Raw genomic sequence first — 26,830 nt, 5'->3', positions numbered from 1 at the left:
TTCAAATTCATCATTGCGCCGTTACCGGTCGCAGTTCCTCTATAAAATCTGCCCGTCCTTTTTTGTTCACGTTTATCTGCTGCGGCACTTTCACATAGTACCCGGTTCCATCATATTGACGCTTCCGCGGATGCTCCTTACAAACCTCCGAACAGCAACCGTCCATTGCCCAGCCGCAGTCGTCGCACTGGGTAAAATGCTCGTTGCATTCGGGGTTAGCACAGTTAATCATCTTAGCGGTAGTTTTACCGCAGTTGAAGCATTTGGAAATCACGACAGGATTCACCGTATTTACCTCGACAGCCACGCGGTTGTCAAATACGTAGCATTTCCCTTCAAAGTCTTTTCCGCCCGCTTCTTTTCCGTATTTGATAATCCCGCCGTGTAGCTGGTATACTTCTTTAAACCCTTCGTGCAATAAGAGGGCAGAAGCCTTTTCGCACTTAATACCGCCGGTGCAGTAGGTTAGAATTTTCTTATCCTTATACTGCTCCAATTCACTGATTTTTTCCGGGAAATCCCGAAAGTTCTCAATATCCAGCGTCACGGCGTTTTTGAACTTCCCTAATGAATGCTCGTAATTCGACCGAACATCCAGAATCACCACGTCTTCCCGGTCCTTCATCTCCAGGAACTCTTTCGGCTCGAGGTGAATACCGGTACGCTTGGTTGGATCAATGATGTGCGGATCTCTGAGACCGGAATGCACAATTTCGGCTTTGTAGCGACAGTGCATTTTGATAAAAGACGGCTCCTCTACATCATCGATTTTAAACTCTGTCTTGGCAAACCGAGGATCGGCATGAATCGTATCCATATAGGTTTTACATGCTTCTACCGTACCAGAAACAGTTCCGTTTAGACCTTCATCCGCAACAATGATCCGTCCTACCAGCCCTAATGATTTACAGAATTCGAGGTGTGTTGTGGCAAATAGCTCCGCATTCTCTATTGTGGAGTAACAATAGTAAAGTAGTGTTTGATATTTAGTCATAATTCATCGATACTGCTTCAAACAGCGTTAAATGGACCGCAAAGATAATCATAAATTATTTCCTCTGGTATTCAAATATTTAGATGAACACCACTTCTTTAGGAGCTAAGTAGCTCAAACTAAGTAGATCAATTTGACAGGTAATTTTTTTTTTCTATGTTTATAAAAATTATAAATCTCCAATTTTCCATTCATGAATCAGGTCCAACAGAACAAATTGCTAGTTTTAAAAGCAGTAACCAGCTTGTTCCATTCCTTCGATGATGTCTGGAAAACCATCACACCGGTTGTACTTACCTTCGAGGAGTTAAGCAGTTTAATTGCGACGATTGAGAATACGCAGTTTTATGAGGAGCAGCGATTCGATAAAGGACTTGAACTCAAAGAGAGTGTAGAGCGTTACAATGTAATTAACAACGCTTACACGCTGGCCCTGAAACTGGTTGCTTTTGGAAAAGCAGGTGGCCATAAGCAATTGCTAAAGGAGGTAGATTACAGCTTCTCCGAGTTGAAAGCAAGTTCTGAGGCGGTATTGATTCAACGAAGTTCTACCATTCTTGATCGCGCAAAAAAATACAGACCTTTAGGATTTTCTGTCTCTGAAGACACGTTGATAGACCTGGATCTTCTTATTGAGATTTATAAACTGGTTTGCATTAAGCACAATCCGGAGGTCGAGGAACTGAACAGCCTCGACAATAAACTGGATGCACTTTTTAAAGAGGCCGAGCGGTTGTTAGAAGCACTTGACAAAAATGTGTCAGAACTTATTTCAAATAAAGCCTTCCTTAACAAGTACAAGCAGCTGAAAAAAACAAAACAAAGGAAGAACGAACTGGACCAGGTTTAACGCGCACCACGTTCATCGGGAAAACAAAAATAAGAAAGCCCGCTCTCTTTTGAGGCGGGCTTTCTCTTTACAATCAGTCGCTTTAAAAATTCAGCTGCGCCTGCAATCTCAGTAAATTTCCACGCTGAAAATTAACTGGCTTTAACCCATCTTCAAACCTCCGCTGTGACATGGTATACATCGCCACAAATTCGAAGTTTCGAAAGGGCTGCCATTCTGTGCCTATCTCCCACTCCCTTACCAGGTAACTCCTGGCGTCGCGTTCGAACTTCTTACCGCCATCATAATAATGATACCTGCTAAAAGGGAAGAAAAGGTGATTGCCAAATTTCAACTGGTACGTTGCTGTCACGTATCCGCCTGTTAATCCCTGTACCTGAATTGTGTTTGTGGAAGGATTAAACTTTGGCCCTCTTCCAACGTTATACTCCGCCTGGATACCAAAAGGTTGAGGGTATAGAACAAAAGTTGCTGCCACTCGCTCATCAATAAACTCGTTATTAGGCCTATCCGACTTTACCCCGGCGCTTACCGTTTGAATCACGTGTTTTCCTGTATATGCTTGTATAGACGGTTCTATAATTTGCTTTGCTCCCACTTTAACGGGATAGGTTAAACGTGCAACGAAATGCGGCTGCTCATTCGCCTCGTTACGGTTGGCCGTTTGACCGTTAAATACACCCAGTCCGAGAACTCCATAATCTCCCGAGCCCTTTAAGCCTGAACTAACCAGATAGGAGAAAAGCTTCCTTGTTTCTTTGGGCGCCCAGTAAAAGAACACGCCCAGGTCACGTTCATTGCTTAGCGAACTGTTCAAAGCATCATTTCTATCTAAAGGCAAGCGGTTCTGGCTCGACTGCATGTTCTCAAACCCGTATGGAACTTTACTCTGCCCGATGCGGAAGCGGAACTCGTTATTTTTATCCAAACCCAGATCAAAATAAGCATCACGGATCTGGGCAAACTGAAGGTTAGTGCCGTCAGGAGAAGAAGCAAAATCGGGCTGAACGTAGAAATACATTCTTTCACTCAATTGGCCGGAGAAGATGACCCGAATCCGCCGGAGGAAAAAACCACCGTTACCACCCATGGATCGATCACACTGGTCACAGGTTAAATTAGGGTTGGTTTCTAATAATTGATTGTACCGCACCTGTACGTAGCCACGAATGCTAATTTTCTCGTACCATTCAGACTTTTTTTCGGCACTCTTAACGGCATCCGGCTTTTGTAGGGTGTCTCTCTTTGTGGAATCCGGCTGAACTTCCTCCGCGTAAGAGAAAGTAGCTATTGAACTGAGGATCAGTATAGCTACGAATCTAATTTTTGCTCTCATCAACATAATTTGAAGCCGCGAAATTACTATTCGTATTAACTTAAAATAAATTTGAGATGAACAAAAACATAGTTTTAACGAAAGGATCACCTTGGCTTAACAAATTCTTAACATCAAGACAATTTCAGGATAACTTTCAGTACTTTCAGGGTAATTCAGAAAAGGAATCAGACAAAATAGCTATAGAAAATGTCAAAAACCGTAGAACAGGCGATAGGTATGGGTCACCCTGTTTCCCGGTTGCCAGGAAAATCCATAGTCGAACCTGAAAACCAAACGTTGGAAGCCGATATAAGCCTCCTTGTAATCTATTTGTGGCTGGGTAAGATAAGCTCCACCGATAATCTCTTCCAGTTTCAGTTTTCGGATCAAAGGAATCCGCTTCAAAAACATGCCTGAAAAATTATGCTCGTAATGAGCTTCGTAATACCGCTGATCCGTAGCATAAGAGTAATAATCAAGGAAGTGGAAGTTGGGAAAGATGGGGTTATAAACGGCTGTTTGATTTCCGGAGAAGTGTCTGATATCGGGATAGAACAAAGACCTTGTATTTAAAAATTTGCCGGTGGATAAATAAAAGGAGCTATAACCCAACAAACCGGTCTTAATCTTATCCTGATATAAATCCGCAGAAACGAAATCGTAATTCACTACTGACCTGAACGGTCCGGGAATTCCTTTTCGATAGGTTACTTTAAGGGTTGGGAAACGGGGCGCTTCGTAGATCTTGCCATCCGGCCGGCGGGTGTATCGTTGACCGTAGGTATAGGAAAGCTTTGTCTCTACACTGAAAGCGTTGTTCACCGGAAACAACTCGTTGGCAAGGTCTGAGGCAAGGTCCTCATTATACAAATTCCGAATAGCGTTAGCGAATATGGGATTATTGGCACTGTTTCGAAGTGGAAACCGCCGGGCAGCTTCTACTCCGCCCGTAATTAGAAAGCCATCCCACAATTCGGTTTGAGCGCTGAAGGAAGCAAAGTTGGATTTATAGAGCATCAAATAGTTTTTACCCTCAAACAGGGACGTTAGGGTATTGTAAAACAAGTTGATGGTGCCCCGATTATTCAAGTTCAGGAAGTCACTTCCTCCACGTAAAGTAAAACTTTGATGGCGTAACGTGTCGGTACGATAAGTCAGTTCGGCATTCATATTAAGCGATTTCTTCCCGGAACTGTAACGGATATTGGGCTCAAATTCCAACGATCTCTTGTAGCCGTACTGCTTATTGTAATAGGTGCGAAAGTCGAAGCCCCACTTATCATTCGGGTTATAGAAGAGCGTATTGTTAAGGGGATAAAAATACCAGTAACTCTTCTTAGCAAAATTATTAAGCGTATAACCGGTGGTGGCAAATCTGACGGGTTTAAACTTATTCCGCTCTTTCTGCACCGAGTCGAGATAAACTTTCGACTGCGTTTTTTGCTCCAGACTGTCCTTCACCCGGTAGTTCCACTCCTCCTCATCGGTAAGGGGGATTGGACGATTAAGCGACCACCATTCGCTGTCTTTTTGATTTACATCCCGGGGAATTTCCATGATCGCCTGATTAAACAAGCCCTCGGGAAATTTTGGATTTGTATTATAATTACTGTAAAGACCCGTATAGTAACCCGCAAACTCGAATCCTAACACTTTCCCCTTAAACCGAAAGGTGATATCCGAAGGCAGCCAGTGTGTGCTGTCCACTAAACTGAATTGCTGACTTATCTGTAAGGTATCTACAAAATTAATCCGGGCATCTTTCGTCAGGGTGAGATCGACACTGTAAATGCGCCAGTCGTCCCCCACTAAATAAATATAGCCTGTAAAAGCCGGATCAAATCTGGACTTAGGGGTGATTTTGATCTTGTGGATAAGATGGCCGCTAATCGTACTCGAGCCGATGAGTTGGTAAGTATAAAAGCTGAAAGCATTGTCGGCTACCGGCGAAACGAAACTTTGATTGCCCCAGGCCTTCCACTGGATGAGGTTGTGATACAAATTAACCTGCAGATCAAGGGCGCGGTTGAAACTAAACCCCTCCCTGTCGCCCGCCACTTTTGAGGCGAGCATAATCTCCTTCAGCTCGGGGTATTGGAAGTAGAACTGCGATTTTGTTTCTGACTGATAGATAATGCCCCGCCGGTTAGAGTCCAGTTTCAAGGTGCTGGCAACATCTTGTCCTAACATCTTTTTAGGTGCCTTGATCAGCTTTTGCACCCCCTTTGTGTATACATCGCAGGTGTAAGATGGAAACTCTCTCAAATATTTGCGGTTCGTAATAACGTTTCTTATCATCTTGTAAGAAGGGTCTCCCTTCTTCCCGATGTTCACCTCCTTAAGTTCATAGACATCCGGAGCCATTCTGACATCCAGTACGGCACTGGTATCTAGTTGAACCAGTCGCTCCTCCTGCTTATACCCAACGTAACGAAAAGCCAGCGTATGTGTACCTTTGGGCAGCCGGAGGTAATAATACCCGTGTTCATTTGCCATGGTACTTAGGGAACTGTACTTAACATATACAGACGCAAAGGGCACAGCATCCCCCTTCATATCAGAAATTCTCCCTGATACTTCGAAACTCTCCTGCGAAAAAGCGTAAGAAATGGTTAGTAAAAAAACAATTAGGTGTTTGACCATCAAATGCAGTTACCCTAAAAAAGTATTTCTCTATAAAATGTTTTAACGTCAAACAACTATAATGTGTTATAAAGAGTTTTCTATCGAAGCGAGGAAAGTCTGTGGATTCGATAAAAAAGCTTACAGACATCGAAGAAGCTGGATCAATTGAGTGATAACCAACTAATCAGCTTTGGGGGATGATTGTGGTGGGTGGGGAAGAATAGTTCAAAATATTGCAGCGTTCTTGAAGCAGCTTAAAGCATTAGAATAGCCGTAAGTACGGGCAGCATTCCGATCAGGCCCTTAGAACCTCTTGAATGATTGGGTGGAAAGTGGGAGTAATTTAAAGAAGAGGCCAATAATTTTATTAATTGTTCCTAATTTCGCGGAATATTGTCGCGACCTTGACAAGGGATCTAGAAACACAAATATCCATGCAAGAAAAATTATCTCAGTATACTTCAGAAATAAATGCTTTTGAACCTAAAAGTGCTGATGAGCTAGAGGCATTCAGGATTAAGTTCCTGGGCACGAAGGGCATTATTAAAGATCTTTTTGACGAATTCAAAACAGTATCTCCTGAAGAAAAACGGGTATTGGGGAAAGTGCTGAACGAGTTTAAAAAGCTTGCAGAGGAGAAGCATCAATCCTACAAAGAACAATTTGAATCAGGGGCGCAGAACAGCGGTCCGCAGCTGGATCTTACCCTTCCCGGGGAAGGCTTTGAGATCGGTTCAAGACATCCGCTGTCGTTAGTGAGGAAAGAGATTATCGAGATCTTTAAAAAACTGGGCTTTACCGTAGCCGAAGGACCCGAGATCGAAGACGACTGGCATAACTTCTCTGCCCTTAACTTTCCGGAAGAGCATCCGGCAAGAGACATGCAGGATACCTTCTTCATCAAGAAGGATGCAGAAAACGGCGATATCGCTTTACGTACGCACACTTCCTCTGTTCAGGTGCGGATGATGGAAAATGGTAAGCCACCGTTCCGTGCAATTATGCCAGGACGGGTTTACCGGAACGAGGCGATCTCTGCAAGGGCGCATTGCTTCTTCCACCAGGTGGAAGGCTTGTATGTAGATGAAAACGTTTCTTTCGCGGATCTGAAGCAGACCTTATTTTATTTCGTGCAGGAACTCTACGGCGAGGGGACAAAAGTAAGATTCCGTCCTTCCTACTTCCCATTTACAGAACCTTCTGCTGAAATGGATATTTCCTGTTCTATTTGCAAAGGCGCAGGTTGCCAGATGTGTAAAGGTAGCGGTTGGGTGGAGATCTTAGGCTGTGGCATGGTGGATCCGAATGTGTTGGAAAACTGCGGCATCGATAGTAAGAAATACACCGGTTTCGCTTTCGGAATGGGAATAGAACGAATCACCAACTTAAAATATCAGATCAAGGATTTACGTTTATTTTCAGAGAACGACATTCGCTTCTTGAAGCAATTCCAATCTGAATTAATCTGATAATGAAATATATCACACTGCTCTTATTCTCGGTACTCGTATTTTCCGCCTGTAGCAAAGATGACGAGGGAAGAATCCCCGATGTTCCGGTTAATTTCAGCGCTTTTTTGCAGAATCCGAGCCTTAGTGCCCTCAACAGCGCGGGTGGAGCAGTAGTAATTAACGGATATGGGGTAGCAGGTCTCATCCTTTACAAGAGGGCAGACGGAGCCATCGTGGCCTACGACCGTTGCAGCTCTGTAAATCCCGAACAGCGTTGTGCAGTCACCCTGGACAATCCTAACCTGACAGTCACCGATCCATGCAGTGGTGCAAAATTTTCCCTGTTTGACGGAGCACCGGTTAAGGCACCAGCAAAACGACCTTTGAAGCAGTACAGTGTCAGCATCAGTAATAACTCTCAATTGCACGTAACAAACTAGCCTATGGAAGTGGATAAAATAAGAGAGAGTATTATCCGGGCAGCACAGGAGCTTTTCAGAAAGTACGGCTACCATAAAACAAGTGTGAATGAAATCGCCAAAAAAGCGAAAATTGCCAAGGCGACCATTTACAAGTATTTTGATAGCAAGGAGGTACTGCTTCATACAATCCTGATGGATTATATTCGCATCAGTGTTAATGAAATTATCGAAAACACCAACGAGGAAACCAATAAAGAGATTTATCTGAGTAACCTCATCCTGAAAACGAGCCGTCTCTCTTACGCCGTTTGTAATGAGTTCATCGGCTGGGACTTCATCCGCGAAAACACCAATTCGCAGGAGTTCCTTAAGATTCTATCCGACGATCTTGAGGCCTTGCTGATTCAATCCTTTCTGGAGACGCACTTGTACAAGGTCGAGGCTATAAGTATCGACAAGCTAAGCTTCCTCATTAAAGCCAGCAAAAGCATCGTCTTTTCTTTTGCCTTTACTTCCGTGAGCGAATCCGACGTGCGGAAGAACTTCGTGAGCTTCCATAAAGATATCCTACCCTACCTGGTAAAGGCAGCCATCTAGCGTTTTTCTCCTTAAACCCTTATACCAAATAAGTTTTTGGTATAAAATCTGTTATTAAGAGATAAGGAGGAAACCATCATGAACAGAGAACTAGCAGACTTTTCAGACAAAATCGAAGAAACATTCGATTGTATGAACTTCCATATCACTGGTTTTCTTTCTGCCATCCTGCGTTTCTTTTGCTAGCGGAGTGCTCAAGAAAAAGCGGTGGAGAGCAGATTAATCAGACAAAAAACAAAGAATTCTCATTAAAATTTACCTTAATTTTGCCGGCAAATGAAGAGAATTCCGGCAGATAAAAAGCATTTACAGAATATTAGCGTTATCGATATAGCAGAAGAGGGAAAAGGAGTAGGAAAATCAGAAGAGCTGGTGCTTTTCATCGAGAAAGCCGTTCCCGGTGATGTGGTAAATGTTGAACTGCTGCGTAAGAAAAAGAATTTTGCGGAGGCGAAGGTTACGGAGCTGCTGAAGCCTTCGGAGCACCGGACAGAGCCCTTTTGTCCTCATTTTGGTGTTTGTGGTGGCTGTAAGTGGCAGCACATGACTTATGATGCGCAAATGCTTTATAAACAAAAGAGTGTTACTAATGCGCTGGAACGACTGGGGAAAGTAGATACCTCCGGTATAGAGCCGATCTTACCTTCATTTGAAACCAGATATTACCGCAACAAACTTGAATATACATTCTCGAATAAGCGCTGGTTAACCGATCAGGACATGCAGTCTACTGAAGATCATCAGATGAATGCGCTGGGCTTCCACGTGCCACTTCGTTTCGATAAAATCCTGAATATTGAAACCTGCTACCTCCAAAGCAATCCTTCCAACGAGATAAGGAATAGTGTGAGGGATTTTGCCCTCGAGCAAAACATTTCTTTTTACGACCTGCGCGCTCACGAAGGTGCTTTACGAAATCTCATTATTCGGACCAGCACTACCGGCGAACTGATGGTGATCGTCGTGTTTGCTTATCCTGAAGAAGGACAGGTGGAGAAAGTGATGAGATTTATCCAGGAACGCTTCCCGGCGGTTACTTCCCTCCTGTACATTATTAACCAAAAAAAGAACGACACCATTTTTGATCAGGAGATTGAAGTATTTGCGGGCAGGGATTACATCTTTGAAGAGATGGAAGGCCTTACTTTCAAAATTGGTCCCAAATCTTTTTACCAAACGAACTCGCTACAAGCACATGAGTTATACATGATCACCCGGCAGTTTGCAGACTTCAAAGGTGACGAATTGGTCTACGACTTATATACGGGCGCTGGCACCATCGCCAACTTTGTTGCAAAACACGTAAAAGAAGTTGTAGGGGTTGAATACGTGCCGACAGCAATTGAAGATGCTAAAATCAACTCGGGCATAAATAATATTGACAATACGAAGTTTTATGCGGGAGATATGAAAGATATTCTGACTGCCGATTTCGTAAAAGAGCATGGCAAGCCAGATGTGGTGATAACCGATCCGCCGAGGGCAGGTATGCATGCCGATGTGGTAGCCCGTCTGCTGGAGATAGAAGCTCCAAAAATTGTGTACGTAAGTTGTAATGCGGCTACGCAGGCGCGGGATATTGCTCTGCTAAACGAAAAGTACGAGGTAAAAAGAATAAGGCCTGTTGATATGTTCCCGCATACTCAGCACGTTGAGAATGTAGTGTTGCTGGAACTGAAGGATCAAACAGGAACATTAGACGGCGAATAGGGATTTATGGAATTACAAGATCTAATTAATCAATCGGAAGACGGGCAGGATCCTAAAAAAGAGAGCCCGCTTAAGAGTCTTGAAAGAGACCTTAAACTGTACTCGGAGTCTATAAAAGAGGTAGCTACTGAAATTATGGTGGAAGGTTTGTCTGCTTACCCCATTTTCATTGCCCATCAACATCAGGTGGCAATTGGGGAAGTAATCCTGGATCATAAAGACCTCAATACTTCCTGGACAATTCAAGCATCCACTTTCGAGGAATTTGTAGAACGGGGGATTATCCACCAGGAAAAGAAAGAGCGCTTTATCAAGCACTTCAAAAGTCCTGACGACTTTATGTGCCTTTTTGTGGTTGTTCCCCAGGGAGCCAATTTTGTTTTCTTCCCGTATCAATAGATTTTGTATTTCAACTGAAATATCTATTTTCAACCAAAATTAGTTTTAAGGATGCCTGACAGAAAGATACTGATTCTTGATAGAGTGCAAATTCAACAGAAAATAACCCGGATCGCTTATCAGATCTGGGAAGATAATCTCGATGAAGAAAGTATTGTGCTGGCAGGTATCGCCGATTACGGTTTTATATTAGCTGAAAGGTTGAAGCGGGAGATAGAGCAAATCTCAGGAATAAATGTGCTTTTGATGAAGATTGAAATCAACAAGCACGTGTCAAGCTTTCAGGCAAAAACCGACATCAACGTAGATGAATGTACCGGCAAAGTAGTGGTACTGGTAGATGATGTCCTAAACAGCGGGAGAACTTTAGCCTATGGCCTTGGGGTATTTCTTGATATTCCGCTTAAAAAGCTCAGAACGGCGGTGTTGGTAAACCGCAGCCATCGCATCTTCCCCCTCACGCCCGACTTTACCGGCTTGGAGCTGGCCACGGTGATCAAGGAGCATGTAGACGTGTTGCTTGACGGCAACGAAACGGAAGACGCAGTTTATTTGAGATAAGGTTCGACAATCTGCGCCACCTTCTCAGGCGTTTGATTTAGTCCGGCAATCACCAGTTCTGCTTTGTTATAGTAGGCCTCTCGTTCAGCCAGTTTTCCTGCTATGAAATCTTCCAGTTGTTGTCCTTTAAGGCCTTTGATCAGCGGACGCTCTTCTGCTGCTCCTTCCAATCGGCTTGCCAATGCTTTCGGGCTCAGCGAAAGATAGAGGGTTAACCCGTTTTTATTCATCCAATCCATATTGTCAAAGAAACAGGGAGCTCCTCCCCCAGTGGCAATTATAGACTTTTCCGGATAGTCTGTTTGTTGCAGCACTTCACTTTCTTTCCTTCTGAATCCGTCTTCGCCATGAGCGGCAAAATACGCTGCTATTGTTGTCCCCGTCTGGTTCTCAAACTCTTTGTCCACGTCAATAAACGCGTAGTCCATTTTAGATGCTAACTTCTTTCCCAGGGTTGTCTTACCGCAACCCATAAAGCCAATTAAAAATATCTTCAAAGCAGGCCTGTTCTTTTAAAAAATATATAGTCTGTAGTTGGCGGCACTAACCCATTCAAGCGAAATTGAGTGGCTATTTGTCCCCTGTGATAGGTACTATGATTCAAGGCCTGGATCAGCATGTCTTCGACGGTATTAAAAAATGCCTCTCCTTTCGTGTTCCGATATTCGACCTCTCGTGACAGATCCTGATTCATCATTTGGATCAGTCCCTCGGAATTTTCGAGGTGCAGACTTTCAAAGTCGCTTTTTTGCTGCGGCGAGAATGGCTCGTACCTTGGCTGCTGTCCATTTATCCTTGCCAGCCATACATGCTGAGCATTCAAAATGTGCCCGAATAAACATTCAGCCTCGGGAAGAGAGAGTTCAGTTTGCAAAAACGTATCAAGTATTGCTCTGTCGGCAATCCGAGTATAGTTAATCAGCTCTTTTACCATTATTTATCTTTACTAAAATAAGTCTCTTCCAAGTCCTTATAAGTAGGCAATGCCCTTGCCGGCCATTTTCCAACCACCACTCCATCCTTCAACAGCAATAGTCCCGGATTAGATCTCACCATACTTTTCAGGGGAACTGCATCTGCATAAAAAATCTCCATTACCAGACGATTCGCCTTCTGGAACTGACTGGCATTGGCAGGAGAATCTGAAGTGAGCAGCGCAGTACGAATGTTATAGTTTTCGGCAGCATTAATTGCCAGCGCGTTTAAATCGCCTAAAGCGTTTATATTTGTATCCTCCAGACGATAAGCGACAATTAAAAGATTGTAATAGGGATTTTCCATCAGCTCTGCTGTGTAATCTGTACCCTGACTGTCCGCTATTCTAAGGTCTTTTATCTTCGGCTGATAACCTTCCTTAATCAACTTCTTCTCGGGTTCTCCTGTCACCTCCCAGTTTTCATCTTTCCAGATACCGCTGTCGATATATTCCTTATCTGTCATGGTTTTACTTTCACCCGACTTCTTATGTTTTAACACATATACTATCTCATACTCGTCCAGCGGGGCCCCTTCCGGAATTTTCATAGAGACTGGAATATTGGCGCCAACGTGGTAGGGAAGAAAATCAACGACCGGCTGATAGCTGTAGGTATACCAGCCAAATCCAAACGCGAGCACACTGATTACAGTTAGTGCAGCCTTTTGAGCCCCCGGAGATTTGAACAGGGGATGAATACTCTGTCGATTGAAAAAGATAACGAGGATAAGAATTAAGAGTACAATATCTTTCGCAAAGGACTGCCACGGGGTAAGTGGAATGGCATCGCCAAAACAACCGCAAGATTTGACCACATCAAAGGCAGCAGAGTAGAACGTTAAAAACGTAAAGAAGACGATCGTTAGCAGTAATCCCCAGCTTACCTGCACCGCCCGTATTCCAAGTAGTAATGCAGCTCCGAAAATAATTTCTAAAGCACAGATGACAATCGACATCCCCGTAGCAAAGTCATTTAAAAAGCTGATGTGAAAGACCTCAAAATATTCCTGAAGCTTGTAACCAAAACCGAGTGGGTCGTTGGCTTTAATTAGCCCCGAAAAGATAAAGAGTACGCCTACAACCAGGCGGCAAATAAGAATTAGTGCTTTCTTCATGTTATTTAAGACCTAACTTAATTAAGGCAAAAACAGAATAGTTTAGCATATCCTGGTAGTTTGCTTTCACTCCCTCAGAAGCAAGCGTCTTCCCCTGGTTGTCTTCTATCTGCTTTACGCGAAGTATTTTCATCAGGATCAAGTCTGTCAGGGAACTCACCCGCATATCCCTCCAGGCTTCACCGTAGTCGTGGTTTTTTGCAAACATCAGCTCTTTTGTCTCCTTAGCCTTCTCATCGTACCATGCAGCTATTTGTTCTACTGGAATTTCAGCAGGGGCATCCTCTTCGAGTTCCAATTGAATCATTGCGATGATGCAGTAATTAATAATCCCGATGTATTCTGAACTAATGTCCTCTCCCACTAGTGAGACCCCTTTCTCCTCAAGGGTACGAATGCGTTGCGCCTTTATAAAAATCTGATCAGTAATGGAGCTCGGTCTCAATATTCTCCAGGCAGTACCGTAGTCTTTGGTTTTCTTTATGAACAGGTCTCTGCAGACCTTAATTACCGCATCATATTCTTCAGAAGTGTTCGCAGCCAAAACGTATTATTTATTTGATTAAACGATGAATAAACCGGTATTTTGAGGTTTATGACGGATAAAAATACACTTTTTAACGTAAAGAGAACGATTAACTTCAGAGGACGACTTTTGGACTTAGGCACGCCAAGGGTGATGGGCATTCTCAATATAACTCCCGACTCTTTCTATGCAGGCAGCAGAGTCAGCTCGGTAGAACAGGGCTTGAAAACAGCGGAACAAATGCTTCAGGATGGAGCCACGTTCATCGATATTGGCGCCTACTCCTCCCGCCCCGGTGCAGCGGATATCACCGAAGAGGAAGAGCTGGAGCGATTGCTACCGGTAGTTAAGGCTATTGTTAAAGAGTTTCCGGAAAGTATTTTATCAATTGACACATTTCGGTCAGCAGTTGCCAGGGCGGCCATCCTTGAAGGCGCTCATATGGTGAACGATATTTCGGGAGGAGAGCTTGACGCGAAGATGTTTGAGACAGTAGCAGAGCTGCACGTACCTTACATCCTTATGCACATGAAAGGCACACCTCGAACCATGAAGAATCTTTGCCAATATGACGATCTAATCAAAGAGATTCTTATTTATTTTGGCGAAAAGTTGAACCGCTTAAAAGAGCTGGGTGTAACTGATGTGATTGCCGACCCCGGCTTTGGTTTCGCTAAAACGATCGACCAAAACTTTGAACTACTGAATCAGTTCCACTCTCTGAAAATCTTGGGCATTCCCATTCTGGCTGGCCTCTCCAGGAAGTCGATGATCTGGAAAACCTTGAATATACAAAGCGACGAAGCCCTGAATGGCACCACCGTTTTGAACACCGTCGCTCTGCAAAAAGGGGCGAGTATTCTGAGAGTGCACGACGTAAGGGAAGCAGTACAAACGATACGTCTATTTCAAGCTTTGAACGACAGAGGCTAGTTTACCCTGGCAACGCTACTTCCGCAAAAAATTGTTATTTTCAGCGCAATGGAAGGACTCGATCTAAGCTTTCTTGATATACGCTTTCTCGACTTTATAGATATAGTGCTGGTTGCTATCATCATCTACTACGTCTACAATCTGATCCGGGGAACTATTGCTCTGAACATTTTACTGGGTCTGGTCATCATCTACCTGGTATACGTAGTTACCAAGGAACTGCAGATGCGATTGCTTAGCCAGATTTTAGGCGGCTTCGTAAGCGTGGGCGTGCTTGCCCTCATTATCGTTTTCCAGCAGGAAATCAGAAGATTCCTCCTTCTTATCGGCAAAAATGCATCCCTACACAGAAATAGATTGTGGAAGACAGTGTTTGCAAGTAAGAAAGAGGTAGAAAAAAGTGCGGTCATCTCCTTAAAGCCCATCATCGATGCCTGTAAGTATATGCAGGTAACCAGAACCGGCGCCCTGATTGTCTTTGCCAAATACTTTGACGAACAATATTATCAAAACAGCGGGGAACAGATGGACGCTATCATCTCTAAAAGATTATTAGAGAGTATCTTTCAGAAAAACAGTCCGCTGCATGATGGAGCGGTGGTGATTTCAGAGGGGAAAATAAGATGTGCAAGCTGTATTCTGCCCTTGACGGACAATGAAAAACTTCCGCCTCATTTTGGGTTGAGACATCGGGCAGGAATTGGGATTTCAGAAATGAGCGACGCGGTGGCTGTTATCGTTTCGGAAGAAACCGGGAAAATCTCCTATGCAAAACAAGGACGGGTAAAAATGAATGTAAATCCGGACGATTTAGAGCGCCTTCTTGCCTCGCATATCTAGACAGAACTTTTATGAGAGTAGTTTGGGAGTCCTCTGTGAGGTTTGAAAAATTAGACATAAAAAAGTCCGGCCTCTCTGGCCAGACTTAAACATTATTATTTAATCCTGCTTTATTCCAACTAACAGTACTGATCAAAGGCGCCTACCAGATTATCAGCGATCATTTGAGCCGGGCGACCCTCGATTTGGTGACGTTCAATCATATGAACAAGCTTACCATCTTTAAAGAGTGCCATTGACGGTGATGATGGAGGAAAAGGAAGCATATAACTCCTTGCCTTATCAACCGCATCTTTTTCCATTCCTGCGAAAACAGTAACAAGTTTGTCGGGGCGCTTTCCTCCCTGAACTGCAGCACGTGCAGCGGGACGAGCATTTGCAGCCGCACAACCACAAACTGAATTTACAACAACGAACACCGTGCCTTCAGTATTAATAGCTGAATCTACTTCCTCCGGAGTTTTCAACTCCACGAATCCCTCTTTGGTAAGCTCTTCCCGCATTGGGGCAACTAAATATTCTGGATACATATCTTATTTTAATTTAAAGTTCAATTTCAAACCTTCTGCAAAATTAGGCGTATAACGCGAAAGCTGAAAGTAAAGGGCATCAATGATTTGTCACATTTCTCATTGCTAACAGATAATGGAGCTATTGAGTTGATATTCATTTACCAATCAGGTAATTTTGCAGACAAATTTTAAAACAATAACTATGTCATCAGTAGAGACAACTTATGTTCCTTATAAAGTTAAGGACATCTCACTAGCAGAGTGGGGTCGTAAAGAAATTGAACTTGCAGAGGCAGAGATGCCGGGCCTTATGGCTCTTCGTGCTGAATTTGGCGCTTCAAAGCCGCTGAAAGGTGCACGTATTGCAGGCTGTTTACACATGACCATCCAAACTGCGGTATTAATCGAAACCTTAGTAGAACTTGGTGCGGAAGTTACCTGGTCTTCTTGTAACATCTTTTCCACTCAAGATCATGCCGCTGCTGCAATTGCGGCTGCCGGTATTTCTGTTTATGCCTGGAAAGGTATGAATGCAGAAGAGTTCGACTGGTGTATTGAACAAACTTTATACTTCGGTGAGGATCGCAAACCATTAAACATGATTTTGGACGATGGTGGCGACTTAACCAACATGGTATTTGATAAATATCCTGAACTGATCGCGGGTATCAAAGGTTTATCGGAAGAAACAACTACAGGTGTTCACCGCTTGTACGAGCGTATGAAAAATGGCACGCTTCACTTGCCGGCTATCAACGTAAACGATTCTGTAACCAAGTCTAAGTTTGACAACAAATACGGCTGCCGCGAGTCATTAGTAGATGCAATTCGTCGTGCTACTGACGTAATGATGGCGGGTAAAGTAGCTGTGGTTGCAGGTTATGGCGATGTTGGTAAAGGCTCTGCCGATTCACTTCGTAATGCAGGCGTTCGTGTTATCGTGACTGAAATTGACCCGATCTGTGCGTTACAAGCAGCCATGGAAGGTTATGAAGTAAAGAAATTCTCGAATGCAGTTAAGGAAGCGGATATTATTGTGACTGCTACCGGAAATTGTGACATCGTTCGTGGTGAGCACTTCCAATCGATGAAAGACAAAGCTATCGTTTGTAACATTGGTCACTTCGATAACGAGATCGACATGGCCTGGTTAAACGAAAACTACGGTAACACGAAAATTGAGATCAAACCTCAGGTGGATAAATATACTATCAATGGTAAAGATGTGATCGTGTTAGCGGAAGGCCGTCTGGTGAATCTTGGTTGTGCAACTGGTCACCCATCTTTCGTAATGTCAAACTCATTCACTAACCAGACCCTTGCTCAATTGGAGCTTTGGATGAACCCTGGCAAGTATGAGAACAAAGTGTATACGCTTCCAAAACATCTGGATGAGAAAGTAGCTCGTCTGCACCTTGCAAAAATTGGTGTCGAGTTGGATGCACTTGATCCTCACCAGGCCGAATATATCGGTGTAAATGTGGAAGGTCCATTTAAGCCAGAAGCTTACAGATATTAAGAATACCAATCTTATATTGAAAACCTCGACCATCCGTCGGGGTTTTCTTATTTTTGGGCTATGACTAAGCTTTCAGTAAACATCAACAAAATTGCCACTCTTCGTAACTCCCGGGGAGGCAACAATCCAGACTTGGTGAAAGCCGCGCTTGCGTGCGAACACTTTGGAGCCGAAGGGATCACTGTTCACCCCCGTCCCGATGAACGGCATATCCGCTATCAGGATGTATACGACTTAAAAGCCGTTATCAAAACCGAGCTGAACATCGAAGGTAACTGTCAGGAGCAGAAGTTTATTGAGCTGGTATTGGCAAACAAACCGGCTCAGGTTACACTCGTTCCAGACGTGCTGGGACAAATAACTTCAAACCATGGATGGGATACCATCGCTAATCAAGAGTACTTGAAGGATGTGATTCCCCAGTTTAAGGAAGCCGGAATCCGGGTATCGATTTTTGTAGATCCTAACCCGAAAATGGTAGAAGCAGCGGCAACAACAGGCACCGACCGAATTGAGCTCTACACCGAAGCCTATGCGCGGGGGTACCATACAAATAAGGAACAAGCTATCGCCCCGTACATAGAAGCCGCAAAAGTAGCGCAGGAAGTTGGCTTAGGCTTAAATGCAGGTCATGACCTGGATCTTCATAACCTGAAATACTTTGCTGATCATATCCCCGGCCTGCTTGAAATGAGCATTGGACACGCTTTAATTTCGGATGCACTTTACAGTGGTTTGCAGAACACTATTCAGATGTACCTGCGACGCCTGGGCAAATTATAATACTGCCTTAATTTTTTCTGGGATTGTTAAAATAATGACCGCTGTCAATTGAAAATGGGCCGCAAAATAAGTACTTTTGCGGCTTCTTTTTATACCTCATTTTCATGACATTAAACATTGATTTCCAGGAGAAATTTGAAGCAAGACACATTGCTCCAAGTGCAAAAGAGACGGTAGAGATGTTAAAGACAGTTGGAGCAGACTCGCTGGATCAACTGATTGACCAAACCGTACCTCAACAAATACGACTTAAAGCTCCTTTAAATCTTCCGACGCCGAAAAGCGAGTACGATTACCTGAAGTATCTTAAACAGGTTTCCTTAAAAAACAAAGTCTACAAATCCTTCATCGGACAAGGATATTACGATACCATAACACCACCCGTTATTCTGCGGAACATCTTCGAGAATCCGGGATGGTATACCCAGTACACCCCTTATCAGGCAGAGATCTCGCAGGGAAGACTTCAGGCCTTGCTGAACTTCCAGACGATGGTGATTGATCTGACAGGGATGGAGATCGCCAATGCTTCTTTGCTGGATGAAGGAACTGCAGCAGCAGAGGCGATGTTCATGCAGTATTCTCTGCGGAAGAACAAGGAGTCAAATGTGTTCTTCGTTTCCCAGGAGCTATTCCCGCAAACCATCGACATCCTTAAAACCCGTTCAGCCCCTTACGGGATTGAAGTGCAGGTGGGGGATCATCAAACAGTAGCGCTTACAGAGAGGATGTTTGGTGCTATCGTACAGTACCCGGCAGGAAATGGAGTAGTTTACAACTACAAAGATTTTGCCTTAGCAGCACATGAAAAAGGCATCAAGCTAACCGTGGTAGCGGACATCCTCAGCCTTGCTCTGCTTACTCCTCCGGGAGAATGGGGTGCAGACATTGTGGTGGGAAACACGCAGCGGTTTGGTGTGCCGATGGGATTTGGTGGTCCTCATGCCGCTTACTTTGCTACCAAGGAAGAGTACAAGCGCTCCATCCCCGGAAGGATTATCGGGGTAACTATTGATTCTGCCGGCAACTATGCCCTTCGCATGGCACTTCAAACCCGCGAGCAGCATATCCGCAGGGATAAGGCGACTTCCAATATCTGTACAGCCCAGGCACTGCTGGCCATCATGGCTGGTATGTATGCTGCTTACCATGGGCAGGACGGCTTGAAGAAAATTGCAGAGCGGGTGCACGGACTGGCAGTAGTGCTTTCCGATGCGCTGGAAGCTTTAGGCTACAAACAGGAAAACGAACAGTATTTTGATACACTGCGGTTGGATGTGGGCCATCTTGCCGGTCCTATCCATGCCGAAGCGCTAAACAACGACATCAACCTTCATTATCAGGGTTCGGTAGTCACGATCTCACTTGATGAGACAACCAGCCTGGAAGATATCACTACCATCGTTCGCTTTTTTGCAAAAGTAAAGGCTAAAAGCATCAATGATGTAGATTTTGATAGAATCAAAACAGGATTGGCAGCAAGAATTCCTGCAGAGCTGATCAGAACCAGCGACTTTCTCACTCACCCGGTTTTCAACACGCACCACTCTGAGCATGAGATGCTCCGTTATATCAAATCACTGGAGGCGAAAGACCTTTCGCTTTGTCACTCCATGATTCCTTTGGGTTCCTGTACAATGAAGTTGAACGCCACTTCCGAGATGATACCGGTTACCTGGAACCATTTTTCTAAGATCCACCCTTTTGCTCCAACCGACCAGGTGGGAGGCTATATGCAGGTGATCGACGAGCTGAATAACTGGCTGAGCGAAATCACCGGCTTTGCATCCATGAGCTTCCAGCCTAATTCTGGTGCTCAGGGAGAGTACGCGGGGCTGATGGTGATCCGTGCTTACCACATCGACAGGGGTGAAGGACATCGCAACGTAGCGCTGATCCCCTCTTCTGCTCACGGAACCAATCCCGCTTCAGCGGCCATGGCAGGAATGAAGATCGTCGTAGTAAAATGCGACATCAACGGAAACATTGATGTAGCAGATCTGCGGGCAAGAGCTGAAGAACACAAAGAGGATCTTTCCTGTCTGATGGTGACTTATCCTTCCACACACGGAGTTTTTGAAGAGTCAATCATTGAGATCTGCAACATTATCCATGAAAATGGCGGACAGGTTTATATGGACGGCGCGAATATGAACGCACAGGTGGGACTTACCAGTCCTGCAAATATCGGTGCAGACGTTTGTCACCTGAACCTGCACAAAACCTTCTGTATCCCTCACGGAGGAGGCGGTCCAGGTATGGGTCCGATCGGAGTGGCTAAACACCTGGTTCCCTACCTTCCCGGTCACCCGGTGGTAGATATTGAAAGAGGAAAATCCATTCATGCTGTATCAGCAGCGCCTTGGGGATCGGCTTCGATCCTGCTTATCTCCCATGCTTACATCGCTATGATGGGAGCCGAAGGCCTAACAAATGCTACCAAGTACGCTATCCTGAACGCGAACTACATTAAAGCGCGACTGGAGCAACACTATCCAGTGCTTTATGCAGGAGCAAACGGCCGCTGCGCACACGAAATGATCCTGGACTGCCGGGCTTTCAAAAACGCTGATATTGAAGTAACAGATATTGCCAAACGACTGATGGACTATGGCTTCCATGCACCTACCGTCTCTTTCCCGGTAGCCGGAACGTTGATGGTAGAGCCTACAGAGTCAGAGCCCAAACATGAGCTAGACCGCTTCTGTGACGCCATGATTGCTATCCGCCAGGAAATAAGCGAAGTGGAAAGCGGAGGGATGGACAAGGCTAACAATCCTCTTAAAAATGCACCACATACCGTTACTGTTGCTACAGACAGCAACTGGGACAGACCTTACTCAAGAGAGCAGGCGGTATTCCCGCTTCCTTACGTGAGAGAGCACAAATTCTGGCCTTCTATCGGCCGCGTGAATGATACCTACGGGGATCGAACACTTATCTGCTCTTGTCCGCCGCTGGAAGCGTATGAGGAAGAAACAGTATAAAACAAAAAGGGGCGAATAATTCGCCCCCTTTTGTTTTATACCATTATTTTCTCCCGGTTAGTCTAATGTAAATACCTTTCCAAGATTTGCTGTACCACTGCAAGACACTTTCAAATCCTTTACATAACCGGTACCGATATCAACCACCCATCCGTGGATTTCTAAATCCGGCCGTTCTTTCCAGGCATTTTGAACGATAGTGGTTTTACATAAGTTGTAAACCTGTTCGATTACATTCAATTCTACCAAACGGTTTGCCCGGGCTTTCTCGTCTGTTATCAAGTCAAGCTCATGCGCATGAAGACGATACACGTCTTTAATATGACGAAGCCAGTTATCAATAATACCGTATTGTTTACTTCCCATCGCAGCCATAACTCCACCACAGCCATAATGTCCGGCCACAATTACGTGTTTAACTTTCAATACGTTTACGGCGTAGTCGAGCACGCTTAGCATGTTCATATCAGTATGGACACAAACATTCGCGATATTTCTATGCACGAACACCTCACCCGGTTTAGTGCCCGTCAGTTCGTTAGCAGGAACACGGCTATCTGCGCAGCCGATCCATAGTACTTCCGGGCTCTGGCCAGCAGCAAGCTTCTTGAAAAAATCGGGATCATTCTCCAGCTCCGACTCTACAAACCTGCGATTGCCCTCAAGCAACAGCTCATAGGTTGTTTTGGCGATTTCTTCGATTTCCGCGTTCATTGTTGTGATATAGTTTAATTGTTCGCTGGCGCAGCCTCTGTCTCGCGGATTTTCTCGGGCTTAAAAATCAAGTCCTTCAATTGAGGGACGTCATACTTGTGTTTTATGTTAACCAACTGAACTATAATCCCCCGGCTGTAAGCGTTGTGTTTGAAATTGTGAATAATCTCAAGAACATCAGAATCTATATACCGGGAATTTGTACCATCAATAACCACATCTGACTCATCAGGTAAGTGGTTCAGAGTATACTGAATCGCAGCTTTATTAAGAAATGAAACTTCTTCTGCCAGCTTGATATGAATTACTTTTTTATCTCCGTTTCTACCAATTGTATAGAAATATGGGTTGCGCAGATTGTTACGTAATATATAGAATATACCTACAGCCATACCAATACCAACTCCTTTTAACAAGTCAGTAAATACGACAGCTAGCACAGTCACTACGAACGGAATAAACTGGTCTTTCCCTTCTCTCCACATTTTCTGGAACAAAGCAATTCTCGCAAGCTTGTATCCTGTCATTAAGAGTATCGCTGCAAGACAAGCCAGAGGAATACTGTTAATCACTCCCGGGATAAGAAGCAATGAAAGTGTTAGCCAAATGCCGTGAAATATAGCACTTAGCTTCGTTCTTGCTCCTGAGTTCACGTTAGCAGAAGAACGAACGATAACCGCAGTCATCGGAAGTCCCCCTAGTAAACCGCTCGTCATATTTCCAATTCCCTGTGCAAAAAGCTCACGATTTGTAGGGGAAACCCGTTTCAAGGGATCAATCTTATCAACAGCCTCTACACTCAGAAGGGTTTCAAGACTTGCAACAATAGCTAGTGTACCAGCTACTATCCATACATCCGAACGCATTATTTGAGAGAAGTCGGGCGTGATGAAGAGATTGAAAAACTCTTCCGTGCTACCTACTACAGGAACCGTTACAAGGTGGTCCGCCTGGATTTCTAACTCAGAACCTTTAAATACATAGTTAAGAACAACACCAATCACCACAACTACCAGAGCCGCTGGCACACCGGCCAACTTCTTTACTTTCGGCCAGTAGATCAACACAAGAATCGACAATGCGCTGATGATGACCGCGCCATAGCTAAGTCTGCTGAAGGCTGTCGCAATAGCAGTAAAAGTATTTTCATTGTTTCCTGATTTAAAGCTTTCATCCCCTTCGTAGTCAGCGTCATAGCCAACGGCGTGTGGAATCTGCTTTAGAATAAGAATAATACCGATCGCTGCAAGCATCCCCTCAATTACTGCTGAAGGGAAGTAATTAGCGATGGTTCCAGCTTTTATCATCCCCAACACAATCTGCATAATACCTGCAAGAAACACAGCCAGGATAAATGTTTCATAACTTCCCAACTGGCTGATTGCTCCTAAAACAATTACCGTCAATCCGGCGGCAGGACCGCTCACACTTAATTGAGACCCACTAAAAGAAGCGGTGACAATACCGCCAATAATACCTGTTAAAATCCCTGCAAAAAGCGGGGCGCCTGAGGCTAAAGCAATACCTAAACATAACGGTAAAGCCACCAGAAATACCACAATACTTGCTGGTAGGTCTTTCTTTAAATTCTGAGCAGAAAATAGGTTTCTTGGATTTGTTGATGCAGACATACGATTCGCTGCCATAATAAAATAGGTTTTAATTAAAATTTCAATAAAATACTACTGCCCCAATAAAATAGGCAGCTGAGAACACATGAAAAAGTTAATTAAACGTTAGGAGGGGGCGTGGGAACCGACGGATAAAAGGATTGAATGTGCTTTTTGTGATCGGAAGAGATATCCTCGGCTTTTAAAATAAAGGTGAGACTGGGAGAAAACAGCACATGGGCCGCATTAGTAAAATACTCTTTGACTGAAACTTCCTTACTATCGCTCGCCTTTGGGCTATGCTCAATTTCTAGCTGCATAATTACCGCATTTGCAGATTCCCTATCAAAATGCGCGATAACTATTGGTGCGACCGAAATGACCATCTTCACAAAGAAGACAGAAAGAAATACTATGCTGAGTATATGGCTAGCAGCTTCTTTTTTCATAACAGTCGGAGACCTAACACAAAGTTAATTAATTTGAAAGAGCATTCACTCTATATCATTCTTTTTACAGTTTGCAGTCAATTCCTATCTTTTCCAAACCAAGGCTTTAAAATTATATTATAATTTTGATCCTTTCAAACTAAAATGGCGAAAGTAGCAGGAAAAGCTTACGATATTAATCTGTTAAAAAGAATCTTTCATTATGTTAAGCCCTACAAGGCAACGTTTAAATGGTCAATCTTTTTAACAATTGCCCTTGCAGTACTTGCTCCGCTAAGGCCGATTTTAATAGAATATACGTTAGATAAACATATTCTAGGAGGCGACCGCAATGGACTTACTTTGATGGTGGCAGTGATGGTTATTTTATTGCTTGTACAAACCGGGGTACAATACTACCACACCTATCTTACCAACTTTTTAGGGCAGTCCACCATTCGCGATCTTCGGATTGATGTATTTAACCACCTTACCAGGCTGCGGCTTAAATACTTCGACCGAACTCCTATAGGACAATTAATCACCCGAACAGTTTCCGATCTCGAAACGATTGCGAATATATTTTCCGAAGGGCTCATCGTCATCATCGGTGATATCCTGCAGTTGGCGGTGCTGCTCGGCGTGATGTTATACATAGACTGGGAATTAACGCTGGTCGTGTTACTTCCTATGCCGCTTCTGATGCTTGCCACATACGTATTTAAGGAGGCAATAAAATCAGCCTTTCAGGAAGTGCGAACCCAGGTGGGACATCTCAATACTTTTCTCCAGGAGCACATAAGTGGCATGAGCATCATTAAATACTTTGCCCGAGAGAACCAGGAGATGCAAAAATTCGAAGAAATTAATCGTAAGCATCGGGACGCAAATATTAGATCAAACTGGCATTATTCAATTTTTTTTCCTGTTGTCGAAATTATTTCCGCCTTATCCCTGGGATTACTGGTATGGTATGGGTCAAAGCTAATTATTCAACATCAGGTAACGCCAGGTGTTGTTGTCGCCTTTATCATGTACATCAATATGATGTTCCGACCCATCCGCGAGCTGGCGGATAAATTCAATACGCTGCAGATGGGCATGGTTGGAGCTGAGCGTATTTTTGCAGTTTTAGACACGAAGGAAGAAGAAGAAAATACCGGATTTCTAAAGCCTGAGCGGTTAAAAGGCCACATACGGTTTGAGAATGTGTGGTTTGCGTATAACGAAGATAACTGGGTACTGAAAGGTATTAACTTTGAAATAAAAGCTGGAGAAACCCTCGCCCTTGTTGGAGCGACTGGTGCAGGAAAGTCCTCAGTTATCAATATCCTCAACAGATTTTATGCCATTGGCAAGGGAAGCGTAACAATCGACGGCAAGGATATCCAGGAGTACGACCTTGCCTTCCTCCGCTCCAGAATAGCTACGGTGATTCAGGATGTATTTTTATTTTCTGATTCTATCGGCAACAATATATCACTCAACAATCCAGAAATAAAGCGCGAACAACTGGTAGCGGCCGCCAAAGAAGTAGGTGCGCACGAATTTATAGAGCGGTTACCAGGCGGGTATGAATATGACGTGATGGAGCGCGGCTCTACCCTTTCCTCGGGCCAGGCGCAGCTGATTTCCTTCATTCGGGCACTCGTATACAATCCGACCATTCTCGTGCTTGACGAGGCTACCTCTTCGGTTGATACTGAAACGGAGATTTTGATCCAAAAAGCAATTACGAAATTGATGCAGGGTCGAACCTCCATTGTCATTGCCCACCGGCTTTCCACCATCCAAAACGCCGACAAGATTATTGTGCTGGACAAAGGCGAAATTAAAGAGGCCGGATCGCATCAGGAATTACTTAAATTGAACGGCTACTACAAAAGGCTGTACGATTTGCAGTTTAATTCAGCCGGCATTGAAAAAACTTCGGCTACATAGACAAAACAGTTTGGCTTTTTCCCCTATTCTCTTAGTTTTGCAGAACTTAAAATCCGACCAATGAGTGTATTAGTAAACAAAGATTCAAAAGTTATAGTTCAAGGCTTTACCGGCAATGAAGGTACTTATCATGCCTCTCAGATGATTGAGTATGGAACTCAGGTAGTTGGTGGAGTAACTCCAGGAAAAGGCGGGCAAACTCACCTTGATAGACCTGTATTCAACACTGTGAAGGACGCCGTTGAGCAAACTGGTGCTGACGTATCTATCATATTCGTACCTCCTGCATTTGCTGCCGATGCAATCATGGAAGCTGCAGAAGCTGGTATCAAAGTTATTGTTTGTATCACTGAAGGTATCCCAACTAAGGATATGATTCAGGTTAAAGAATATATTCAGGATAAAGACTGCCGCCTGATTGGCCCTAACTGTCCTGGTATTATCACTGCTGACGAAGCAAAGATTGGCATCATGCCTGGCTTCATTTTCAGGAAAGGTAACGTTGGCGTAGTTTCTAAATCAGGAACCCTAACTTACGAAGCTGTTGATCAGGTGGTAAAAGCAGGCTTAGGTATCACTACCGCTATCGGTATCGGTGGAGACCCTATCATTGGAACACCAACTGTTGAAGCTGTAAAATTGTTAATGAACGATCCTGAAACTGCAGGTATCATCATGATCGGCGAGATTGGTGGTGGCATGGAAGCAGAAGCTGCTCGTTGGATTAAAGAAAACGGAACAAAGCCGGTAGTTGGATTCATCGCAGGACAAACAGCGCCTCCGGGACGTCGTATGGGTCATGCTGGTGCGATCGTTGGTGGAGCCGACGACACAGCAGCTGCTAAAATGCGGATCATGCGCGAATGTGGCATTCGTGTAGTAGAGTCTCCTGCTGAAATCGGAGCGGCAATGGCTGAAGAGCTGGCTAAAGTAACTGCCTAGTCTTCCCCATTCAAATAAAAAATCCCGATCTTTAAGAAGGTCGGGATTTTTTATTACCTTCTATTTCCGTCTCTGTC

25 protein-coding genes are annotated in these 26,830 nt (G+C 44.2%); 14 read left to right on the top strand and 11 right to left on the bottom strand.

Annotation, left to right across the window (positions count from 1 at the left end):
* Positions 1-10: 10 nt before the first annotated feature.
* Complete coding sequence (locus J4N23_RS14290) at positions 11-994, bottom strand: rhodanese-related sulfurtransferase (RefSeq protein ID WP_207428261.1); 984 nt, start codon at positions 992-994, stop codon at positions 11-13.
* A 193-nt stretch (positions 995-1,187) separates the two neighbouring features.
* Here J4N23_RS14290 and J4N23_RS14285 point away from each other — a divergent pair, with 193 nt between their 5' ends.
* Positions 1,188-1,844: a hypothetical protein gene (locus J4N23_RS14285; RefSeq protein WP_207428260.1), complete on the top strand. Its 657-nt coding sequence runs from the start codon at positions 1,188-1,190 to the stop codon at positions 1,842-1,844.
* Positions 1,845-1,926: 82 nt separating this feature from the next.
* Here the strand turns inward: J4N23_RS14285 and J4N23_RS14280 are convergent, their stop codons facing one another.
* Positions 1,927-3,180, bottom strand: a complete 1,254-nt coding sequence (locus J4N23_RS14280; RefSeq protein WP_207428259.1) for a porin — start codon at positions 3,178-3,180, stop codon at positions 1,927-1,929.
* Between the two features lie 192 nt (positions 3,181-3,372).
* Positions 3,373-5,805, bottom strand: coding sequence for a DUF5686 and carboxypeptidase regulatory-like domain-containing protein (locus J4N23_RS14275; protein ID WP_207428258.1), 2,433 nt, complete (start codon positions 5,803-5,805; stop codon positions 3,373-3,375).
* A gap of 416 nt (positions 5,806-6,221) precedes the next feature.
* On the opposite strand from J4N23_RS14275, the gene pheS reads away from it, so the two are divergent.
* From pheS to J4N23_RS14245, 6 genes are all read left to right on the top strand, one after another.
* The gene (gene pheS / locus J4N23_RS14270; protein WP_207428257.1) at positions 6,222-7,256 is read left to right on the top strand and encodes a phenylalanine--tRNA ligase subunit alpha; all 1,035 of its coding nucleotides are present in this window, start codon (positions 6,222-6,224) and stop codon (positions 7,254-7,256) included.
* A 2-nt stretch (positions 7,257-7,258) separates the two neighbouring features.
* Positions 7,259-7,678, top strand: a complete 420-nt coding sequence (locus J4N23_RS14265) for a hypothetical protein (protein WP_207428254.1) — start codon at positions 7,259-7,261, stop codon at positions 7,676-7,678.
* A gap of 3 nt (positions 7,679-7,681) precedes the next feature.
* Entirely contained in the window at positions 7,682-8,257 is a 576-nt protein-coding gene (locus tag J4N23_RS14260) for a TetR/AcrR family transcriptional regulator (protein WP_207428252.1), read from the top strand.
* Positions 8,258-8,533: 276 nt separating this feature from the next.
* Entirely contained in the window at positions 8,534-9,967 is a 1,434-nt protein-coding gene (rlmD, locus tag J4N23_RS14255; protein WP_207428250.1) for a 23S rRNA (uracil(1939)-C(5))-methyltransferase RlmD, read from the top strand.
* 6 nt (positions 9,968-9,973) lie between these two features.
* Positions 9,974-10,366 carry a hypothetical protein gene (locus tag J4N23_RS14250; protein WP_207428248.1) on the top strand — a complete coding sequence of 131 codons (393 nt, stop codon included), beginning with the start codon at positions 9,974-9,976 and terminating at the stop codon, positions 10,364-10,366.
* A gap of 51 nt (positions 10,367-10,417) precedes the next feature.
* Positions 10,418-10,927, top strand: a complete 510-nt coding sequence (locus J4N23_RS14245; protein ID WP_207428247.1) for a phosphoribosyltransferase family protein — start codon at positions 10,418-10,420, stop codon at positions 10,925-10,927.
* Here J4N23_RS14245 and J4N23_RS14240 read toward each other — a convergent pair.
* Genes J4N23_RS14240 through J4N23_RS14225 form a run of 4 tightly spaced genes read right to left on the bottom strand, consistent with a single transcriptional unit; the run spans position 10,915 to position 13,562 of the window.
* Positions 10,915-11,424: a shikimate kinase gene (locus tag J4N23_RS14240; protein WP_207428246.1), complete on the bottom strand. Its 510-nt coding sequence runs from the start codon at positions 11,422-11,424 to the stop codon at positions 10,915-10,917. The genes J4N23_RS14245 and J4N23_RS14240 overlap by 13 nt on opposite strands.
* Positions 11,421-11,861: a DinB family protein gene (locus J4N23_RS14235; protein ID WP_207428245.1), complete on the bottom strand. Its 441-nt coding sequence runs from the start codon at positions 11,859-11,861 to the stop codon at positions 11,421-11,423. Before J4N23_RS14235 ends, J4N23_RS14240 begins: the two co-directional genes overlap by 4 nt.
* Positions 11,861-13,018: a BT_3928 family protein gene (locus tag J4N23_RS14230; protein ID WP_207428244.1), complete on the bottom strand. Its 1,158-nt coding sequence runs from the start codon at positions 13,016-13,018 to the stop codon at positions 11,861-11,863. The genes J4N23_RS14235 and J4N23_RS14230 overlap by 1 nt, the downstream gene beginning before the upstream one ends.
* A 1-nt stretch (position 13,019) precedes the next feature.
* Positions 13,020-13,562 (bottom strand): DUF1599 domain-containing protein, encoded by a 543-nt coding sequence (locus J4N23_RS14225; RefSeq protein WP_207428243.1) that lies wholly within the window; start codon positions 13,560-13,562, stop codon positions 13,020-13,022.
* Positions 13,563-13,613: 51 nt separating this feature from the next.
* Here J4N23_RS14225 and folP point away from each other — a divergent pair, with 51 nt between their 5' ends.
* Together folP and cdaA are read left to right on the top strand one after the other, a co-directional pair.
* A complete protein-coding gene (gene folP / locus J4N23_RS14220) occupies positions 13,614-14,477 on the top strand; it encodes a dihydropteroate synthase (RefSeq protein ID WP_207428242.1) in 864 nt (287 codons plus the stop codon).
* Positions 14,478-14,525: 48 nt separating this feature from the next.
* Complete coding sequence (cdaA, locus tag J4N23_RS14215) at positions 14,526-15,317, top strand: diadenylate cyclase CdaA (RefSeq protein WP_207428241.1); 792 nt, start codon at positions 14,526-14,528, stop codon at positions 15,315-15,317.
* A gap of 119 nt (positions 15,318-15,436) precedes the next feature.
* On the opposite strand, the gene J4N23_RS14210 is transcribed toward cdaA, so the two are convergent.
* Positions 15,437-15,847, bottom strand: a complete 411-nt coding sequence (locus J4N23_RS14210; protein WP_207428239.1) for a BrxA/BrxB family bacilliredoxin — start codon at positions 15,845-15,847, stop codon at positions 15,437-15,439.
* Positions 15,848-16,031: 184 nt separating this feature from the next.
* Between J4N23_RS14210 and ahcY the strand changes: the two genes are divergently transcribed.
* The 3 genes from ahcY (at position 16,032) to gcvP (ending at position 21,118) form a co-directional block, all read left to right on the top strand.
* The gene (gene ahcY / locus J4N23_RS14205; RefSeq protein ID WP_207428237.1) at positions 16,032-17,348 is read left to right on the top strand and encodes an adenosylhomocysteinase; all 1,317 of its coding nucleotides are present in this window, start codon (positions 16,032-16,034) and stop codon (positions 17,346-17,348) included.
* Between the two features lie 60 nt (positions 17,349-17,408).
* Positions 17,409-18,131, top strand: a complete 723-nt coding sequence (locus tag J4N23_RS14200; RefSeq protein ID WP_207428235.1) for a pyridoxine 5'-phosphate synthase — start codon at positions 17,409-17,411, stop codon at positions 18,129-18,131.
* 104 nt (positions 18,132-18,235) lie between these two features.
* Positions 18,236-21,118, top strand: coding sequence for an aminomethyl-transferring glycine dehydrogenase (gene gcvP, locus J4N23_RS14195; RefSeq protein ID WP_207428234.1), 2,883 nt, complete (start codon positions 18,236-18,238; stop codon positions 21,116-21,118).
* Between the two features lie 57 nt (positions 21,119-21,175).
* On the opposite strand, the gene J4N23_RS14190 is transcribed toward gcvP, so the two are convergent.
* The 3 genes from J4N23_RS14190 to J4N23_RS14180 form a co-directional block, all read right to left on the bottom strand.
* Complete coding sequence (locus J4N23_RS14190; RefSeq protein WP_207428233.1) at positions 21,176-21,832, bottom strand: carbonic anhydrase; 657 nt, start codon at positions 21,830-21,832, stop codon at positions 21,176-21,178.
* 14 nt (positions 21,833-21,846) lie between these two features.
* Positions 21,847-23,478 carry a SulP family inorganic anion transporter gene (locus J4N23_RS14185; protein WP_242689240.1) on the bottom strand — a complete coding sequence of 544 codons (1,632 nt, stop codon included), beginning with the start codon at positions 23,476-23,478 and terminating at the stop codon, positions 21,847-21,849.
* An 83-nt stretch (positions 23,479-23,561) separates the two neighbouring features.
* Positions 23,562-23,891, bottom strand: coding sequence for a hypothetical protein (locus J4N23_RS14180; protein ID WP_207428232.1), 330 nt, complete (start codon positions 23,889-23,891; stop codon positions 23,562-23,564).
* 144 nt (positions 23,892-24,035) lie between these two features.
* On the opposite strand from J4N23_RS14180, the gene J4N23_RS14175 reads away from it, so the two are divergent.
* Both J4N23_RS14175 and sucD read left to right on the top strand, forming a co-directional pair.
* Positions 24,036-25,811, top strand: a complete 1,776-nt coding sequence (locus J4N23_RS14175) for an ABC transporter ATP-binding protein (protein WP_207428231.1) — start codon at positions 24,036-24,038, stop codon at positions 25,809-25,811.
* Positions 25,812-25,871: 60 nt separating this feature from the next.
* Positions 25,872-26,753 carry a succinate--CoA ligase subunit alpha gene (sucD, locus tag J4N23_RS14170; protein WP_207428230.1) on the top strand — a complete coding sequence of 294 codons (882 nt, stop codon included), beginning with the start codon at positions 25,872-25,874 and terminating at the stop codon, positions 26,751-26,753.
* The last annotated feature ends 77 nt before the right edge of the window (positions 26,754-26,830 follow it).

This window comes from Pedobacter sp. SYSU D00535 (genome assembly GCF_017355855.1).
GTDB lineage: Bacteria > Bacteroidota > Bacteroidia > Sphingobacteriales > Sphingobacteriaceae > Desertivirga.
The sequence above is the reverse complement of the archived record's forward strand: the minus strand, read 5'-3'. Positions and strand labels throughout refer to the sequence as shown.

Coding starts and splice junctions, on each gene's coding strand:
- J4N23_RS14290 (WP_207428261.1), bottom strand. CDS start 994: ATGACTAAATATCAAACACTACTTTACTATTGTTACTCCACAATAGAG.
- J4N23_RS14285 (WP_207428260.1), top strand. CDS start 1,188: ATGAATCAGGTCCAACAGAACAAATTGCTAGTTTTAAAAGCAGTAACC.
- J4N23_RS14280 (WP_207428259.1), bottom strand. CDS start 3,180: ATGAGAGCAAAAATTAGATTCGTAGCTATACTGATCCTCAGTTCAATA.
- J4N23_RS14275 (WP_207428258.1), bottom strand. CDS start 5,805: ATGGTCAAACACCTAATTGTTTTTTTACTAACCATTTCTTACGCTTTT.
- pheS (WP_207428257.1), top strand. CDS start 6,222: ATGCAAGAAAAATTATCTCAGTATACTTCAGAAATAAATGCTTTTGAA.
- J4N23_RS14265 (WP_207428254.1), top strand. CDS start 7,259: ATGAAATATATCACACTGCTCTTATTCTCGGTACTCGTATTTTCCGCC.
- J4N23_RS14260 (WP_207428252.1), top strand. CDS start 7,682: ATGGAAGTGGATAAAATAAGAGAGAGTATTATCCGGGCAGCACAGGAG.
- rlmD (WP_207428250.1), top strand. CDS start 8,534: ATGAAGAGAATTCCGGCAGATAAAAAGCATTTACAGAATATTAGCGTT.
- J4N23_RS14250 (WP_207428248.1), top strand. CDS start 9,974: ATGGAATTACAAGATCTAATTAATCAATCGGAAGACGGGCAGGATCCT.
- J4N23_RS14245 (WP_207428247.1), top strand. CDS start 10,418: ATGCCTGACAGAAAGATACTGATTCTTGATAGAGTGCAAATTCAACAG.
- J4N23_RS14235 (WP_207428245.1), bottom strand. CDS start 11,861: ATGGTAAAAGAGCTGATTAACTATACTCGGATTGCCGACAGAGCAATA.
- J4N23_RS14230 (WP_207428244.1), bottom strand. CDS start 13,018: ATGAAGAAAGCACTAATTCTTATTTGCCGCCTGGTTGTAGGCGTACTC.
- folP (WP_207428242.1), top strand. CDS start 13,614: ATGACGGATAAAAATACACTTTTTAACGTAAAGAGAACGATTAACTTC.
- cdaA (WP_207428241.1), top strand. CDS start 14,526: ATGGAAGGACTCGATCTAAGCTTTCTTGATATACGCTTTCTCGACTTT.
- J4N23_RS14210 (WP_207428239.1), bottom strand. CDS start 15,847: ATGTATCCAGAATATTTAGTTGCCCCAATGCGGGAAGAGCTTACCAAA.
- ahcY (WP_207428237.1), top strand. CDS start 16,032: ATGTCATCAGTAGAGACAACTTATGTTCCTTATAAAGTTAAGGACATC.
- J4N23_RS14200 (WP_207428235.1), top strand. CDS start 17,409: ATGACTAAGCTTTCAGTAAACATCAACAAAATTGCCACTCTTCGTAAC.
- gcvP (WP_207428234.1), top strand. CDS start 18,236: ATGACATTAAACATTGATTTCCAGGAGAAATTTGAAGCAAGACACATT.
- J4N23_RS14190 (WP_207428233.1), bottom strand. CDS start 21,832: ATGAACGCGGAAATCGAAGAAATCGCCAAAACAACCTATGAGCTGTTG.
- J4N23_RS14185 (WP_242689240.1), bottom strand. CDS start 23,478: ATGGCAGCGAATCGTATGTCTGCATCAACAAATCCAAGAAACCTATTT.
- J4N23_RS14180 (WP_207428232.1), bottom strand. CDS start 23,891: ATGAAAAAAGAAGCTGCTAGCCATATACTCAGCATAGTATTTCTTTCT.
- J4N23_RS14175 (WP_207428231.1), top strand. CDS start 24,036: ATGGCGAAAGTAGCAGGAAAAGCTTACGATATTAATCTGTTAAAAAGA.
- sucD (WP_207428230.1), top strand. CDS start 25,872: ATGAGTGTATTAGTAAACAAAGATTCAAAAGTTATAGTTCAAGGCTTT.